Below are 16,267 nucleotides of genomic sequence, written 5' to 3' on the forward strand. Positions count from 1 at the left end.
GAGGCTGTCTGAAAAGTCTATGAACTGACGTTGGAGTGCCGGCTTCAGCCGGCTAAAGCCGGCACTCCAACGCGTGCCAATTAGCTTTTCAGACAGTTCCTCTGTGTCCTCGGTGCCTCTGTGGTGCAATACTCTGTCCCTCTGCTCATCACCGCTTCACCGCCTCATGAACCTCTAGCGATCCCTGCACCGCAGTACGTATAATCCGCGTCTGTTCGATCACATGCAGGCTATGCATACCCTCAGCGGGCGATGCCGATTCGCTGCGTCCCACATAGCTCAGGGTGATGTGGGCGGGTAGCAGGGGTTGCAACCGTGGCACGATGTAGCTCCAGGCGCCCATGTTCTGCGGCTCCTCCTGCATCCAGACGACCTCCTGTAGGTTGGGGTACTGCGCCAGAGTCTGACGCAGATCATCGGTGGGGAAGGGGTAGAGCAACTCAAGCCGCACGAGGTCAACACTGCCATTGGTCTGTTCCAGTTCACCAGAGGCCAGCAGATCAATCGCCACCTTCCCACTACAAAGCACGAGGCGGGTGACTTCGCTCGGCGGCGGCGCAGCACTCCCAAGGGTGAGCAGCGGCTTAAAGGGGCCAGCGGCCAACTCGTTGAGTGACGAACCGGCACGCGGGTTACGCAGCAGGCTCTTGGGAGTCATGACCACGAGGGGCCGTGGGTGCAGTGAGAGCGAGGCGGCTTGGTAGCGCAGCAGGTGGAAGTATTGGGCCGCAGTGGTGGGATTGGCTACGCGGATATTATCGGTGGCGCAGAGTTGCAGGAAGCGCTCCAAACGGGCCGAGGAGTGCTCTGGGCCTTGGCCTTCGTAGCCGTGGGGCAACAGCAGCACCAGTGCTGGATCAACCGCCCACTTAGAGCGCCCCGCGACAATGAATTGGTCAATAATGACTTGAGCGCCATTCGCAAAATCGCCAAACTGCGCCTCCCAGAGCACAAGCGTTCCGGGCGCGTGGGTGCTATAGCCATACTCAAAGGCAAGCACCGCCGCTTCGGAGAGGGGGCTATTGTAGACGGCGAAAGAGGCGCGGGCCTGGGGCATCGCGTGCAGCGGGATATGGCGTTCCCCCGTCAGTGCATCGTGTAGCACCAGATGGCGCTGACTAAAGGTGCCGCGTTCACTATCCTGACCAGTCATACGAATCGGCGTCCCATCGGCCAAGATAGCAGCAAAAGCCAACGATTCCGCGTGGGCCCAATCAATCCCGCCCTGGTCGTGGATAGCCTGACGGCGACGTTGCAGCATACGCTCCAGTTTGGGGTGGGGCGTAAACTCCTCGGGGCGGTCGAGCAGAGCCTCATTCAGTTCAATCAGCTTTTGGCTGGAGATGGGCTTGGCATAGATCGAATGGCGCAGCGGATTAACCACCGGCTTGGTTTGGGGCGGGGGCGGTGCGGCAGCAGCCAGGCGCTGGCGCTCACGCACCAGCTCAAACGCCTGCTGAAGTTTGGTCATCACCGCCTCAATGCGCGCCTGGGCCTCCTCATGGGTGATCAGGCCGCGCCGTTCCAACTCACGCGCCCAGATTTCACGCACCGTCGGATGATTACGGATGCGTTCATACATGCGTGGCTGGGTAAATTCAGGTTCATCACCCTCATTATGGCCCCAGCGCCGGTAGCCTACTAGGTCAATGAGAATATCTTTCTGGAAACGCTCACGATAGGCCCAAGCCATGCGTGCCACCGCAATGCATGCTTCAGGTTCATCGGCATTGACATGGATGACTGGCATCTCAAAACCACGGGCGAGATCGGAGGCATAGAGCGATGAACGCGAATCCTGGTAATCAGTGGTAAAACCGATCTGATTATTCAAAATAACATGGATCGTACCGCCAACATGATACCCCTCAAGCTGCGACAGATTGAGCGTCTCGGCGACAATCCCCTGGCCAGGGAAGGCAGCATCGCCGTGGATCAGGATGGCGACCGACTCCTTCTCATCTTCATAGGGATAGCCGGGGCGGGTACGCTTCTCTTGGGCGGCGCGGGCCCGCCCGATAATCACTGGATTCACAAACTCCAAATGGCTCGGATTGGGCGACAGGGTAATCGGCATCTCAGAGACACCACTCTCACGATAGGCCTTGCGGGCCCCCAAGTGGTACTTCACATCACCCGTCCAGCCCAGATAGGTGTCTTTGGTATAGTCGGGCGAATGGAACTCGCCAAGGATAGAGAAGTAGGGTTTACCAAGAATATGGGCCAGCACATTGATCCGTCCGCGGTGGGCCATGCCAATCACCACCTCACGGGTACCAGCGGCAGCGGCATTACGAATAATCGCATCAACTACCGGCACCAGCATATCGGTACCCTCAAGCGAAAAGCGCTTCTGACCGGGGAAGGTCTTATGCAAAAAGCGTTCAAAGGTCTCAACCTCAGTGAGGCGGTCGAGCAATTCACGCTGGCGGTCGGGATCAAAATTCGCAAAGAAGCAGCGGCTCTCAGCGGCATCACGGATCCAACTGCGTTCTTCCCAATTCTGAATCTGGTCGGTCTCATAGCCAATCGGCCCAGCATAGATCTGGCGCAGGCGTTCCACGCCATCGGCGGCATCACGAATCTGGCTGGCAAGGGGGCCACGAATAATATGGGCGGGCAAGGCAGCCAGATCAGCCAAGGTGACCCCATGAGAAACCAATTCCAGCCCCGGGTCACCGGGCGGATCGCTGCCAAGGGGATCAATCCGAGCAGCGAGGTGGCCCATCTCGCGCAGATAGCGGATCAGACGCGCCGCACCAACCACACGCGTAACATCAAGCCCTTCCGTCTCCGCAGTTGCCACTGCTTCCAACTCAGGCTGCCATTGGGCAAAGAACGCACGCGTTGCGGGATCAAACGCCTCGGGATCCAGCAGAAAGCGCTCATACAACTCAATCAAATAGCCCGCATTCGGGCCGTGAAACTGCTGCCAGTCGCTCATAGCTTATGCCTTTGTGTGCGTGTGTGCGGCGGGGAGGCGGGGAGGCGGGGAGGCGAGGACGCGAAGACGCGGGGACGCGGGGACGCGGGGACGCAGGGACGCAGGGACGCGGGGACGCAGGGACGCGGGGACACGCTCGTCTGTTCCTCTGTTCTTCCGTTCCTCTGTTCCTCTGTTCCTCTGTGCGTCCATACCTCATACATCCAGTCTGCGCTGTCAATCCATGCGTGTGATTTCATGATACACGGTTTCAGCAAAAAATCAACGATTCTTACCGTTCGCTTATTCTTTTGGCCGATACATGAAATATATTGTTAGGCATGGTTTCAGAAACGGCCTTTCAGCTTTACCGTTGGAGTGCCGACGTTAGTCGGCATCCAGAGGTTGTCGGTGACCTCAGCCGACTAACGTCGGCACTCCGTCGGAAGCCAAACTGTAAAGTGTCCTGAAACCATCCCTTAGCGCGAAAAAGCCTTGGGTTGACAGGCGGCGTCGCGGTGGCTGAGCTTGTCGAAGCCAAGCGGCGCGGCCCAGAACTTCTTCGCGCTAACAATACATTCAATCTACAATCTACAATCTGCAATGGTATAAGGGGGCGGGCGGCGTAGCTATGCTACAATAGCGGCATTGAGCATGTGTGGGAAGAGAAGATTTCCGAAACGGCCCATGGCGAAATCGGTTTGTCGGCTATGCACACGCTGCTGCTGCCCAAGTTTCATCGGCCCTTGCCGCCCAAGCGGGCGGTTGTGCGCCCGGCGTTGCTGGCCCGCCTACACGCCGGGCTGGCCGCCCAGCGCCCGCTGACGCTGATTGCGGCGGCGGCTGGCTATGGCAAAACGACGCTGGCGGCCCAGTGGGCCAGCCAACTTACGACGCCTGCTACATGGCTGACGTTGGAGCCTGCCGATGATGATCCGCTGCGCTTTGCGACCTATCTGGTTGCCGCCCTGCAGCGCCTGCACCCGTCTATTGGTACAAACCTGCTGCCGGTGTTGCGGGCGGGCCAGTTGCCCCCAGAGCACGTATTGCTCACGACGCTGCTCAATGATCTTGATGCGGCCCATGCGCTTCGCGCTACGCAGCAGCAGGCAGCACAAGACCCGTTTGTCTGCTTCCTCGACGACGTGCATGCCATCCAGCAGCCGCAGAACTTGAGCATTGTGCAGGCGCTGTTGAGCCATCCGTCGCCGGGGTTGCATCTGGTGTTGGTCACGCGTGAAGACCCCGCGCTGCCGTTGGCGCGCCTGCGTGCCCGCGCTCAACTGACGGAGGTGCGGGCGGCTGATCTGCGCTTTAGTGAGGCCGAAACTACGGGGTTGCTCTGCACCGGCATGGGCTTGAGCCTGGCCAGCCATGATCTGGCCAGCCTGCATAAGCGCACCGAAGGCTGGGCCGTCGGATTACAACTTGTTGGCCTCTCGCTGCAAGATCACGCCGATCCTGCTGCCTTTGTCGCGGCGCTCAGTGGTTCGCACCGCTTCATCCTCGACTACCTGACCGAAGAGGTGCTGGCTCGTCAGCCTGCCGATCGCCAGCAGTTCCTACTCGAAACCTCATTGCTAACCCGGCTGCATGGCGCGCTGTGTGATGCCGTGACAGGGCGCAACGATAGTGCGGCATTGCTGGAAGAGTTGTTGCGCGCCAATCTGTTTATCATTCCGCTCGACGATGAGGGGCGCTGGTATCGCTACCATCAATTGTTTGCCGAGTTGTTGCAACACAAACTGCGCCGCGAACGTGGCGCGTGCATGCCAACGTTGCACCGACGCGCCAGCGAGTGGTACGAGCGCCAGGGTATGCCCGCCACAAGCATCGAACACGCCCTAGCTGCCGACGATGAGCCGCGTGTGGTGACATTGCTCACAGCGCATGGCTGGCACCTGCTCACCCGCGAACAGACGCCCATGCTGGCGCAATGGATCCAGGCGCTACCTGAAGCGGCACGCCAGCGCAGCCCACACCTGAACACCATGATGGTATGGCGGCACATACTGCATGGTGCCTATCAACAAGCCCCCCCATACCTCGCTGCCGCGCACCGAGCCCTCGCCCATCTGCCGCCAGAGTCCAGTGCAAGCCGTGCGCTACAGGCCGACATCCTCGCGCTACAAGCCTTCTTGGCCCAGGTGCAGGGCCAGCCGAGCCAAGCGCTCACCTTGGCCGAACAAGCCCGCTCACTAGTGCCGCCTGAGCATACGCGCTTGCAAGCCTCAACATCTCTGGCGCTAGGCGTGGCCTATCGCGTGGTAGGTCGTTGCGACGAGGCGATTGAGGCGTTGGAAGCAGCACTGCACGCCGCCCAAGCAATTGACGACCATGTAACAGCCATTGTGGTCGTCGCCCACCTCGCCCTAATCTGGCATCCCTTGGGGCGCTTGCACCGCCTGATCGCCACAGCCGAAGCCGTCATCGAACGCACCGAAACCATCTCGCGGGTTGCGCCACTCATGATTGGCACCATCCATGCCGTGATTGGGCAGGTCTACTACGAATGGAACCAGGTGGCAAAAGCGCGCCACATGCTCCTGCATGGTCTTCAGATGGCCCAATTGTCTGGACAGACAACCTCGGTGGCCTATGTCAGTATCTACTTGGCTCGTGTCGCTCAAGAGACCGGCGATCAGCAAGCGGCGGCCCGCTACCTGCGTGAAGCCGGGGATGTACTGGCACGGGGCGGCGCACCCGCGTGGGTGCGTTTAGATTGGATCGCGCAGCAGGTGGCCTTGCTGGTAGCACAAGGCAAACTAGCGGAAGCGGAGGCGAGTCTCCGCGAAACCGGCATCACACCTGAAACCCCAGTCAGCTATCAGAGCGATACGATCCACCTAGCTTGGCTGCGCTGGCAGATCGCCAGCCGCCAGCCACAGGCACTCACGCTGGCCCAACGGATCGTGCAGAGCGCCGAGGCGCAGGGGCGCAACGGCAGCCTGATCCAAGCCCTGGTCTTGGGGGCAAAAGCGGGCGGCGGCCAGGCATGGCTCATCCGCGCCCGGCAACTAGGCGAACCCGAAGGCTACCAGCGCATCTTTATGGCCACCGAACGCACCCCGAACGCAACGCCAGCCCTGATCGAACCCCTAACCGAGCGCGAACACGATGTGCTACGCTTACTAGCCACAGGGCTAACCTATGCCCAAATCGCAGAACAATTAATCGTCAGTATCAACACCGTGCGCTACCACGTCAAAGGTGTCTACGGCAAACTAGGCGTGGAGAAACAGATGCAAGCAGTAGAACGCGGGCGAGCATTGGGGTTGTTGAGTTATAGCCCTTCAGATAATGAATCGTAAAATTGATACCTCGGTTAGCAAACCTACATTCACGGACTACATCATGATGTAGTCCGTTTTTGTTTGGTCGGGCGTAAACTTGGGGCATAGGTGAGGACAAGCCCATGAACGCCCCAGAGACCCAACGCTATACCCTTCGCTGTCGCGGCGGCCTCGCTGCCAACTTCTTGGCCGACTACTGCCCGGTCGGAACAACCCTGACCATGGGGCAAAACGAATTCACCCTTGCCAACCTGCGTACCGACCAAGCCGGGCTGCTGGGCATTCTGCGTAGCCTGCACAACCGGGGCTGTACGCTGCTCTCGTTGAGCGTTGATACCAACTGAGTGGGCAAGGGTGCCCGAGGGAACCCGGTTCCCTCGTCTTTTCAATGGAATAAAAAAAGTCCTTGAAGCAAGGAAATCTTCATGATCAACTCAATCGCAAAAACAGGCTTTATCCTGATCACGATCATTCACGGCCTGATCCACCTGCTCGGCTTCGTGAAGGCGTTCAATTTCGCACAGATCAATGAACTGACCCAACCCATCAGTCGCCCTTTTGGGCTCTTGTGGCTGCTTGCCGCCCTGGTCTTGATCGTCAGCGCTGCGGCTTTCGCCTTGAACAACCAGTGGTGGTGGGCGGTTGCCATTGTGGGCGTACTGCTCTCACAAGTCCTCGTCTTCAGCGCCTGGCAAGATGCTAAGGTTGGGGCCATCGCCAACCTGATCATCATCGTTGTCGCCCTTTTGAGCCTGGGGAGTTTTCGCTTTGAACAAGGCTACCGCCAGGATGCCAACAATGCCCAAGAGCGCGTGCGTGGTCTACCAGCGGAAATCATCAGCGAAGCCGAGCTCCAAGCCCTGCCGCAGCCGCTGCAACGCTACCTGCGCTATGTCGGCGTAGTGGGCAAGCCAAAAGTTCATAGCATGTTTGTAGAGATGAGCGGCGAGATGCGCCAGCAGGGGCGCGACTATTTCCCCTTGACTGCCGAGCAGCACACCTTCTTCGACCAACCGACGCGCCTCTTCTTTATGAAAGGGCAGATGTTTGGCCTAACGGTACCAGGCTACCACCGCTACCAGGAACAGAGCGCAACGATGGATGTGCGTCTCTTTGGGCTATTGCCAGTCATGCAGGTGGGCGGCAGCGCCATGTTTGAAGCCGACACCGTAACCCTCTTCAACGACATGGCCCTAATGGCCCCGGCCACCCTGATTGACCAACGCATCACCTGGGAGACAATTGACGACCTGACGGTCAAGGGAAACTTCACCAACCAGGGTGTCACCATCAGCGCAACGCTCCATTTCAACGCAGAGGGCCAATTGGTCAACTTTGTCTCCAACGACCGCTGGGATGTCGCCGCTATGCAACAATACCCCTTCTCAACGCCAGTGTCGCGCTACCGCACACTCAACGGCTACAACCTGCCCACCTATGGCGAGATGATCTGGCACTACCCTGATGGCGATTTTGTCTATGGCAGACTGGAGATCAAGGATGTGGTGTATAACAATGGCGGGTGAGCAACCAGCCACGAACCTGGAGGTACAAGATGGAACCACACTTTGCTTGGGATGGATGATCCTTTCAAATTCCCCCTACGTCTGCGGGAGGGTGGCCGTCTGGAGCCAGTAGTCGAGCATAGTTTGCAGGGCTTGCTTGAAGCGCCCGTAGTCTACTGGTTTAATCTGGTAGCTGTTGGCCCCATAGCGGTAGCAGGTGGCAATATCTTTCGGATTATTTGAGGTAGTAAGAACCACAACCGGAATAGATTGGAGTTCTTGGTCGTCTTTGATCACCGCCAAAAGCGCCCGCCCGTCGGTGCCGGGCAGGTTGAGATCGAGCAGGATCAGGGCGGGGCGCGGTGCGGGCCACTGGGCCGCATAGGGGCCGCGCCGGTAGAGGAAATCGAGCGCCTGATCGCCGGTGGCACAGTGGTGAAAGATCAAATTGAGCCCTGGGCGGCGCAGGCCACGCACCACCGCCTCTACGTCTTCGTCGCTATCTTCGATCAGCAAGAGATGCCATTCGCTCATAGGGTACTCGCTCCAAAGGTAAACCAGAAAGTCGTACCTTGATTGAGTTGTGAGGTAAGCCAGATCGTACCACCGTGGCGCTCGATAATCTTTTTCACAATGGTTAGGCCAGCACCAACCCCGCCACCATAGGCGTCACGCCCATGCAGACGCTTGAAGATGCGAAAAATGGTATCGTGATGCTCTTCCGCAATACCAATACCATTGTCACTCACATAAAACGCAAACGTCTTAGAACCATCACCAGCGGCAATGAGATCATAGCCAATTTCAATCAATTTCTGAGATTTGTCATTGTATTTTAGGGCATTGGCAATCAGATTGGCAAAAACCTCACGGACACGGGCTGGATCAGCCTGGATAGTAGGCAGGGTACGGGTCACACGGATAGCGACACCATCTTCACGCAGACGTGGCTCAAGGAGGTGTAGCACATCGGCCAATTCAGCATTAAGATCAACCGCAACGCGAGTGAGTTCAGCGCGCCCCACGCGTGAGTAGTGGAGCAGTGAATCGATCAAATTTTCCATGCGCTGGGTCAAACGTACCAACGTTTCAAGTTTCTCTGTACCCGACGCATCAAGCTGCTCACCATAGTCCTCAATTAAGAAATGGGCGTAGTTATGTAAACCACGCAGTGGTTCTTTGAGATCATGAGAAGCGACATAGGCAAACGAGTCGAGTTCTACATTGCTACGCGTCAACTCCTCATTGAGGCGGGCCAGTTCATCAACCTTATAGAGCACGAGATCGATAATCGCCCGCCGCAGATCGCGTGCAGCGGCAAGTTCACAGTCATGCCAAGGCAATGAGGTGTTGGTTACCGTCTGCTTCCAAACTTCAAACGACTTACGCGGACTAAGGAGATCACTACCCGCCACCACCTCTACTGGTTTTGCGGGATTCCCCCCCCAATTAACGGTTTGGACAACTTCCGGGCGAAACCAGAGCAGATAGTTAGGCCGTGCCCGAACCAAGCGTACAGCCAACAGCCCACTCGCAATCGTCATAAAGGGCGTTATGGGGGGGTAGACACTAGGCAGCGCATTGGTCGCAAAGATCGTATCTTCCATCTCCTGATGCAACCAATCCACCAACTGCAAAATCAGCGCCTGGGGCGGAGTTGTGCCAAGGGTAACACAGCGCCCATCCATACAGACTGCGGTGCCCCCAGCAGTGATGAAGTCACTCAGATTGGGTTGGAAGCGCGTGAGGCCATCAAGCACATCATTAGCGACGCTCATATGTTGAACGAGGGCGCTCTGCACCTCTTGCAGCGCCAGCCGATAGGCCGTATCTTCGGTTGCCTCTTTATCGCCAATCTGCAGCGAAACCATATGGCCTAAAAATTCGCATGCCGCACGAATGTCATAGGGCAAATAGACCGGCCCATGTTCGTGATGGCATGCAATCAAGCCCCAGAGTTGGTTATGGCGTACCAACGAGATAGACATCGAGGCATGCACTCCCATATTCTTCAGATACTCAATATGGATCGGCGATACGCTGCGTAGTGACGCAAAGCTCAGATCGAGGGGCTCACGGGCATGATCGGCATCAAGGGCCAAGAGTGCCACCGGCTGATAGTTCACATCAGGAATCAAACGCACCCAATTGCGTAAGTAGAGCTCACGCGCTTGGCGCGGAATATCAGAAGCCGGATAGCGCAGATCAAGAAATGCTTCAACTGTTTCGCTCTTCTCTTCCGCAATCACAACGCCACTCCCATCAGCCTGAAACTGATAGACCATCACGCGATCAAAGCCAGTCAATCCACGCACAGCGGTCACGAGCGTTTGGGCAAACTCGCGCACCGAGGTGGTACGTTGGCAGGCAATGACGGTCTGTTTGACCATACGGTAGACTCGTAGCGCGAGCGCTTGATCGCTCTGGGCTGAAGCTTCCAGCTCCAAGATGAGTGTTCCAGCCATACGATGAACAATCAAGTCAAAGGGTTGCCCTGAACCACCAAGGGCCAGAGTAAGGTTATGAAACTTCTGTTCTTCAATCTGGGTACTACTCAAGCCCTCTTGAATCAGCGCAATCTGTTCAGGCGTAAAGAGTACTCCCAAGGGCTGGCCCAGCAGATGTTGCGGAGACAGCCCCAGCAGCGTTGTGGTATTGGCACTTACTTGGATAATGCTCAAGTCAGGTTCAGTCAACGCCAACAGCACCCCGTGTGGTTGAATAGTTCCGGGAATATGGATTGGTTCACGATCGCAGTTGGTGAGATCAACCATTCACTATCCACTCCTGCATAGTGCGATAGGTAGCTTTGGTACCAGCGACGACTTCAGCCTCACGTTCAGGGGTGGTGGCATACGCTTCCAGTTGCGCACCAAAGCGGCGCCACATCGATCCGGTGGTAGGGCCATAGGCATAAAAGAAGGCCAAGCCGTGCTCAGGGCCAAGTTGCAACGCGCCCTGCAATTGGCGCACGAGAATTTGCCCGCCGAGAGTCGAGCCTTCAGTGACATAGAGGCAACCCAAGGCGGCAGCGACATTCGGCAGCGGGGGGAGCGCTTGACAGCGGGGAAGCTTGATCAATTCATCATGGGAGAGACCCAAGGCCAAGAGATCACGAGCCAGCAATGCAAGCTTATAGCGCGCCTCAAGATCATCAACGACTGCTGTAAGGTCGGCGACATGTGCCAGGGTCTCTTCCAGGGGCGCATAAAAGCCATAGAACCGCGCCAACAGCATACGGTAGCTATCGAGCGAGGCGACCCGCGAGGGGATGTCTACCACGAGACCAATCTGCTCATGATCGTGGCGGGTCATCTCTTTGAGCTGTTTAAGGAGCATACGCTTCATCCTATTCTATGGATCAGGTGGTCGAAAGCGGTAACCCACTCCTGGTTCGGTAACAATCAGGCGCGGATTGCCGGGCGTAGCCTCGATCTTACGCCGCAGTTGGGTCACAAAGACACGCAACGTATTGATATCATTCTCGGAATGTGGCCCCCAGATCGTACGCAAAATCATGCGATGCGTCAAGACTTTACCGGCATGGCCACTGAGCAATACGAGCAAATTATACTCGGTAGGGGTAAGGCGCAACTCGGCACCATCGTTCGTCACCACACGTCGGGCGCGATCAATCTGTAAGGTACCAAAATGTACCACCGCACCAGGATCGCCATGCAAACGCATGCCATGGCGTAGACCAACCCGAATACGAGCCAAGAGCTCTTTCACCCCAAATGGTTTAGTCACATAATCATCGGCACCCAGATCGAGCATGGTCACCTTCGCATCTTCGCTGAGGCATGCCGTCAAGACAATGATCGGCACCTGCGACCAATCGCGGATACGGCGACAGACCTCATAGCCATTAATGATCGGCAGTTGCAATTCGAGCAATACCAGATCGGGACGCGAGCGGGCCACACGATCAAGCGCAACCTGACCATCAGGCGCGATCTGCATACTATAGCCCTCAGCCTCAAACACCCCCTTGAGCAACCGTCTGATCTGAGGATCATCGTCAGCCAGCAGTAACTGGGCACCCATGCGAAGAAGGAACCTCCAAGCAAGATACGGCTTGCTAGGCAATCTAACATATCGGCATTATTTCCTCCGTACGTGCTGCCATTATAGCGAAAAAGCCTAGCACGAACGGTGCGTAACGTCCCTCTTAAGCTTAACCAAACATGTTTTGGTTCATTCCAAATCTTTTCCACATCCATGCGATGGTACATTAACCTTGTTAGTGTAGCGCACCTTGCGCAAAGCCTCTTGCGTGAATGTACTGTATGGACAAGCGTCTCGCACAACCCACTGCCCACCCCCAAACATCGTTTATTCAACGGATTGTAGCACACATCGAACTAGCCGACCCAATTACTTGGATTTCGCCGATCACCATGGTGATCTGCGGTGCGCTTGCGGCTGGTCGTGGTGAGCCCGGCTTTCATGCCAACGAATGGCGCGATCTTGGATTGTTGGGTTTAGCCCTACTCATGTGTGGTCCGTTTGGTACCGGTTTTAGCCAGAGCATCAACGACTACTACGACCGTGAACTAGACGCGATCAACGATCCGTCGCGGCCCATCCCTTCCAAGCGGGTCACGCTATTTGAAGCACGGATCAACTGGCTCCTGTTGGGGGCGGGAACGTTGCTACTCGGCTTGCTCTTAGCCAGCCAAAATCTTTGGATATTACTCATCACCGCGTTGAGCCTGATTGTCGCTGCGGCCTATAGTGTACCGCCGATCAAACTGAAGCAGCACTACTGGTTTGGCCCGCCGGCGGTAGGTTTTGGCTATGTCTTCCTCAGTTGGATGTTGGGCCACATCATTTTCGCCCCACTAACGTGGCCAAGTTTCCTCTTAGCGCTGATCAATAGCACCCTCGCGGCTGGTCTACTCTTCCTCAATGACATTAAGAGCATTGAGGGTGATCGCAAACTGGGCCTGCAATCGATGACGGTAGCGCTAGGGGCACGCCGCACCCTAATCATTTCCTATCTAATCATTGGCATCTGCCAACTTATGCTCTTGCTGCTTGCACTGATCGCAGGCCACCTCTGGGCCATCATTGTTATGGTCTTGGCCCTTGTGGTGCCCCTCTTGAGCCAAATTCGGCTCTACCGTGAACCAAATCACAGAAACTTTCAGATCTATATTTTGGTCAGCAATCCTTTTGTAGTTTTCATTCAGTTTGCTTCGGCTTTTATTGTAGGTGGCTATTTGGTTTAGTCTACAAGGAGATGGCGTGATTACTCAAGCCGATTTTACGCGTGAAGAGTGGCAGACGATCCTACAAGCCCCTGCCTTCACGATGCTCTATGTCATTCAAACAAGCGCTTGCGGGCCGCTCGTGGCCTACCAGAAGATGCTGATTGGCATGCGTGCAATGACGTGCCCACACACCAACGAACAGCATAGCGACCTGATCAATGCGGTACGTCAGGCTATTTGTGCTGGGCAAGCACCCAACCAACCAGCGCCCCTACCCAAAAATTTAGCCGAGGCACACCAGATGACGCTACAACGCTGCCAAGCGGTGGTCGCGCTGCTTGGTCAGCGCGTACCCGATCACGAGGCCACAGCGTACCTCAACTGGTTGCTTGCAATTGGACGCGCGGTAGCGGCAACGGCCCACACGCCAGCCGACGAGGTAAGCTTGATGCCCTTGGAAACAGCCCTAGCGCTGTAACGTAGAGAAGACGAGGGAACGAAGTTCCCTCGCACGTTCCCCCCTACCTACTCCCCTGTCTCAATCCGTACTTTGGTCGGCGTCTTGGGCTTCACGGGCGTAGTCCCCGATTCACGGATCGCCTGGCTGAGTTGGTGCGTCGTTACCCCAACCGAATTAACTACACTCTTGACTAAGCCTAAATGTAGCCGCCCTACTGCTTGGAAGAGGTCGTTGGTCGTATCGTATGCCTCCTTGCGTGCAGCATTGGGCACTAGATAGAAGGGCCACGTGACGACAGTTGCCCCAACGTGGGCCAACTTTGTACCAACTTTCTCGGCCATAGTGTATACTCTTCCGCCTTCAGCCGCGTTCTCATTGGTCTTTTGTGGGTCTGACATAGTAACACCTCGCTAAACTAACAAACTACGACTGCTATCATACAACATTTTTGTTGTTTTGTCAATTGATTGCATAATATTATCGTTGTAATTCGTCGATAATAAGATCCAAATGTAATTTTATTACTCTTTAATTCTTGCTTTTCGTTTATTTTATTGAAAAATCGCGGAAATGAGATGAAAATACCGTAGGGGCACGGCACTGCCGTGCCCCGGCACAGCGTTCCTTTTGCGTTATTGCGTTTCCTTCGTTGTCACGGGGGACAAAGACCGCTGGGAGTAGGCGCTTCAGCGCCGTTGCTCTCTTCCACTTCAGCCTGCATGAGCAGGTCTACGCCGGAGGCACCGTTGTCGGCAAGACCTCACGCCACTCTTCTTGCACCCAGGTGGGCATGCGCTGTACTTCGGGTACACAGTCGCTCCATGAGAAGAGAGGGGCCCACTGTTCGACACTCCAGAGCTGTAGCGCCTCTTGGCGGGCCATGGCGGCGCGGAAGCAGACAGTTGCGCGCTCGAAGCGCATGAGCGCAATGGCCGTGCGCTGGTTGGCATCAGGCTCGGCGTAGCTGCCTACAATCTCGTGGAAGCCTTGATAGCGCCCAAATGGGGTGTTGGCTGGGTCTTCGGCCCAGCCAACAAACTCGCGCATGGTTTCGATCTGGTGTGCAATCTCGGCGTGGGCGCCCATGCCGCCCACGCGGTAGACATAGCGCGCCAACTCGGCATCGCCACTCGTCACCGCATCAATCCAGGTCTTGAGAAACAGCGCACTCTCGCGCTCGTCTTGGCTGATAGCGGTTACGGCTGCGCTCAAGGATGGTGCGGTGGCAGTTGGGGCAACGCTGACGATGGGGGCCGGCGTAGGATCGTGGCTCGTGCGGGCACAACTGGTGAGCAAGAGCAGCAAAACGAGGGCGAACAGGCCAACAATACGACGGATGAACATAGTAGGGCTCCTTACATAGCGATGTCTCCTACTTATTACACCGCTCGAAGGGGCCAAAAGTTACGGTTTTGCTGAATAGGGATGCTTTCAGAAAAGCGGAAGGTCGCTTTACAATCCTGCGAGGAGGCGTGAGGCGAGGACGCGAAGCCTTAACGTCCTCGCCTCACGCCTCCTCACCCTATGCACGGCCGGCCATCTGTGACGACCCCGGCAAAGCCAACTTCGAGGCGCCACTCTGCAAGCGCACAGCCACTTGCGCTGGCATAGATGTTTTCAAGCGCAATGCCCGCAACTTGGTACCTGTGACGGCGCTCCACAAAACGCCGTGCTGCGCACCCGATGTGCCCACAGTAGGATGGATCATCGAGGAGGGTTAAGACCACTTGGGCCATCTGCGCTACCTCGGGGACTACGACCAGTTCATGGCCTGTTATCGCCTCAAGCTCACGGGCCAGCGTCGGCAGGCCGAGTACCGGCAGTCCTAGTGCCATAGCTTCGAGGGGCGTGTAGAGGGGATGGTGGCCTGGTAGCGCCGGAACGAGGACCAGCGTTGTGGTTGCTAGATAGGGCCGGGCGTCGCGGATTGCTCCGACAAAATGGATACGCTGCTCGTGGGTGAGGGCACGTAGCGCCCCTGGCGGTGGTGGCCCCAAGACCTGCATATGGACATCGGGCCGCGCCTGCCAAATGCCAAGTAGTACGCGATGGGCGGACACCAAGACACTCATGCGCTCAAGCGGCGTAAAATCACGTAGGTCGAGCAGCAGCTTCGCATGATCGCGCAGTTGCAGCATAGGCTTAAAGCGGACGGTATCCACGGGTGTAGGTACCACCTCAGGCCGTTGCGCCGGGTATCCCAGCGTCTCATAGGCCCAGAGGGCTTCGTTGTTGGCTACAATCAACCGTTGCTCATGAGACAAGCCAGTCAAGGTTGCGCGGCCTGGGTATAACGTCTGCATCACATGGGCGGCGCGCACTAAAAGTCCCGCCGCTCGCATGATTCGCTCCTGAGCTTGGGGAATGCCTGTGCTAACATCAACCACCGTTGGTAAGGGCAAGGGCAGTTCTATATCTTTGACCACCTCACCTTCAACATGGGCCAGATCAAACTTTTGTCGCGCCAGTTGATCAATGACCCGTCGAGACAACCCACTCCGCCGCGCCACGGGAATCAGCGTATGGCACCGATCACTCAATTCGTCAAACGCCGTCCCCGCACCATCAATGAAGATCACACTTACGGTGTGACCGCTCCGCGCCATTGCAGTCAGCAAACCATGGGTACGTGGACGGTCGGTTGTTGGTGCCGCTGCACAAATCATGAGAATGTGCATCTTATGTTACGCCTCCCGGCGGGGGTTTGGGGGAGGCTTCGCCTCCCTCGAAGAACTTTTTTTCTTTCGGGTTGGCGGCAAAGCCGCCAACCCGAAAGAAAAAGAGGGTTTGGGGCGTAGCCCCAACGATACTCTACCTGATCATAATGACAACTTGTTGGCAAAAACCGCCACCCAAGATTGCGCTCCTGT

Annotated in this window: 13 protein-coding genes; 5 read left to right on the forward strand and 8 right to left on the reverse strand. The window is 56.7% G+C overall.

The window, feature by feature from the left end; all coding sequences use genetic code 11:
* Positions 1 to 148: 148 nt before the first annotated feature.
* Positions 149 to 2,944, reverse strand: a complete 2,796-nt coding sequence (locus CJ255_RS08375; protein WP_097643647.1) for a 2-oxoglutarate dehydrogenase E1 component — start codon at positions 2,942 to 2,944, stop codon at positions 149 to 151.
* 689 nt (positions 2,945 to 3,633) lie between these two features.
* Here CJ255_RS08375 and CJ255_RS08380 point away from each other — a divergent pair.
* From CJ255_RS08380 to CJ255_RS08390, 3 genes are all read left to right on the forward strand, one after another.
* Positions 3,634 to 6,234: a winged helix-turn-helix domain-containing protein gene (locus CJ255_RS08380; protein WP_245863267.1), complete on the forward strand. Its 2,601-nt coding sequence runs from the start codon at positions 3,634 to 3,636 to the stop codon at positions 6,232 to 6,234.
* A 104-nt stretch (positions 6,235 to 6,338) separates the two neighbouring features.
* On the forward strand, positions 6,339 to 6,560 hold the full coding sequence (locus CJ255_RS08385) for a hypothetical protein (protein ID WP_097643649.1): 222 nt from the start codon (positions 6,339 to 6,341) through the stop codon (positions 6,558 to 6,560).
* 81 nt (positions 6,561 to 6,641) lie between these two features.
* Positions 6,642 to 7,742 (forward strand): DUF6544 family protein, encoded by a 1,101-nt coding sequence (locus CJ255_RS08390; protein ID WP_097643650.1) that lies wholly within the window; start codon positions 6,642 to 6,644, stop codon positions 7,740 to 7,742.
* A 75-nt stretch (positions 7,743 to 7,817) separates the two neighbouring features.
* On the opposite strand, the gene CJ255_RS08395 is transcribed toward CJ255_RS08390, so the two are convergent.
* Genes CJ255_RS08395 through CJ255_RS08410 form a run of 4 tightly spaced genes read right to left on the reverse strand, consistent with a single transcriptional unit; the run spans position 7,818 to position 11,768 of the window.
* Positions 7,818 to 8,255 carry a response regulator gene (locus tag CJ255_RS08395; protein WP_097643651.1) on the reverse strand — a complete coding sequence of 146 codons (438 nt, stop codon included), beginning with the start codon at positions 8,253 to 8,255 and terminating at the stop codon, positions 7,818 to 7,820.
* Positions 8,252 to 10,495 (reverse strand): ATP-binding protein, encoded by a 2,244-nt coding sequence (locus CJ255_RS08400; RefSeq protein ID WP_097643652.1) that lies wholly within the window; start codon positions 10,493 to 10,495, stop codon positions 8,252 to 8,254. The genes CJ255_RS08395 and CJ255_RS08400 overlap by 4 nt, the downstream gene beginning before the upstream one ends.
* Entirely contained in the window at positions 10,488 to 11,060 is a 573-nt protein-coding gene (locus CJ255_RS08405) for a biliverdin-producing heme oxygenase (protein WP_165774622.1), read from the reverse strand. The genes CJ255_RS08400 and CJ255_RS08405 overlap by 8 nt, the downstream gene beginning before the upstream one ends.
* Before the next feature lie 15 nt (positions 11,061 to 11,075).
* Positions 11,076 to 11,768 carry a response regulator transcription factor gene (locus CJ255_RS08410; RefSeq protein ID WP_097643655.1) on the reverse strand — a complete coding sequence of 231 codons (693 nt, stop codon included), beginning with the start codon at positions 11,766 to 11,768 and terminating at the stop codon, positions 11,076 to 11,078.
* 242 nt (positions 11,769 to 12,010) lie between these two features.
* Between CJ255_RS08410 and bchG the strand changes: the two genes are divergently transcribed.
* Positions 12,011 to 12,955 carry a (bacterio)chlorophyll synthase gene (gene bchG / locus CJ255_RS08415; protein WP_097643656.1) on the forward strand — a complete coding sequence of 315 codons (945 nt, stop codon included), beginning with the start codon at positions 12,011 to 12,013 and terminating at the stop codon, positions 12,953 to 12,955.
* Positions 12,956 to 12,971: 16 nt separating this feature from the next.
* On the forward strand, positions 12,972 to 13,415 hold the full coding sequence (locus CJ255_RS08420; RefSeq protein WP_097643658.1) for a hypothetical protein: 444 nt from the start codon (positions 12,972 to 12,974) through the stop codon (positions 13,413 to 13,415).
* A gap of 47 nt (positions 13,416 to 13,462) precedes the next feature.
* Here CJ255_RS08420 and CJ255_RS08425 read toward each other — a convergent pair whose 3' ends face one another.
* The 3 genes from CJ255_RS08425 to CJ255_RS08435 all read right to left on the reverse strand — a co-directional run bounded on the left by CJ255_RS08425 (position 13,463) and on the right by CJ255_RS08435 (position 16,075).
* Positions 13,463 to 13,795: a hypothetical protein gene (locus CJ255_RS08425; RefSeq protein ID WP_097643660.1), complete on the reverse strand. Its 333-nt coding sequence runs from the start codon at positions 13,793 to 13,795 to the stop codon at positions 13,463 to 13,465.
* Between the two features lie 331 nt (positions 13,796 to 14,126).
* Entirely contained in the window at positions 14,127 to 14,741 is a 615-nt protein-coding gene (locus CJ255_RS08430; RefSeq protein WP_097643661.1) for a hypothetical protein, read from the reverse strand.
* Positions 14,742 to 14,914: 173 nt separating this feature from the next.
* The gene (locus CJ255_RS08435; RefSeq protein WP_097643662.1) at positions 14,915 to 16,075 is read right to left on the reverse strand and encodes a glycosyltransferase family 4 protein; all 1,161 of its coding nucleotides are present in this window, start codon (positions 16,073 to 16,075) and stop codon (positions 14,915 to 14,917) included.
* Positions 16,076 to 16,267 lie beyond the last annotated feature (192 nt).

This window comes from Candidatus Viridilinea mediisalina (assembly GCF_002532535.1).
GTDB lineage: Bacteria > Chloroflexota > Chloroflexia > Chloroflexales > Chloroflexaceae > Viridilinea > Viridilinea mediisalina.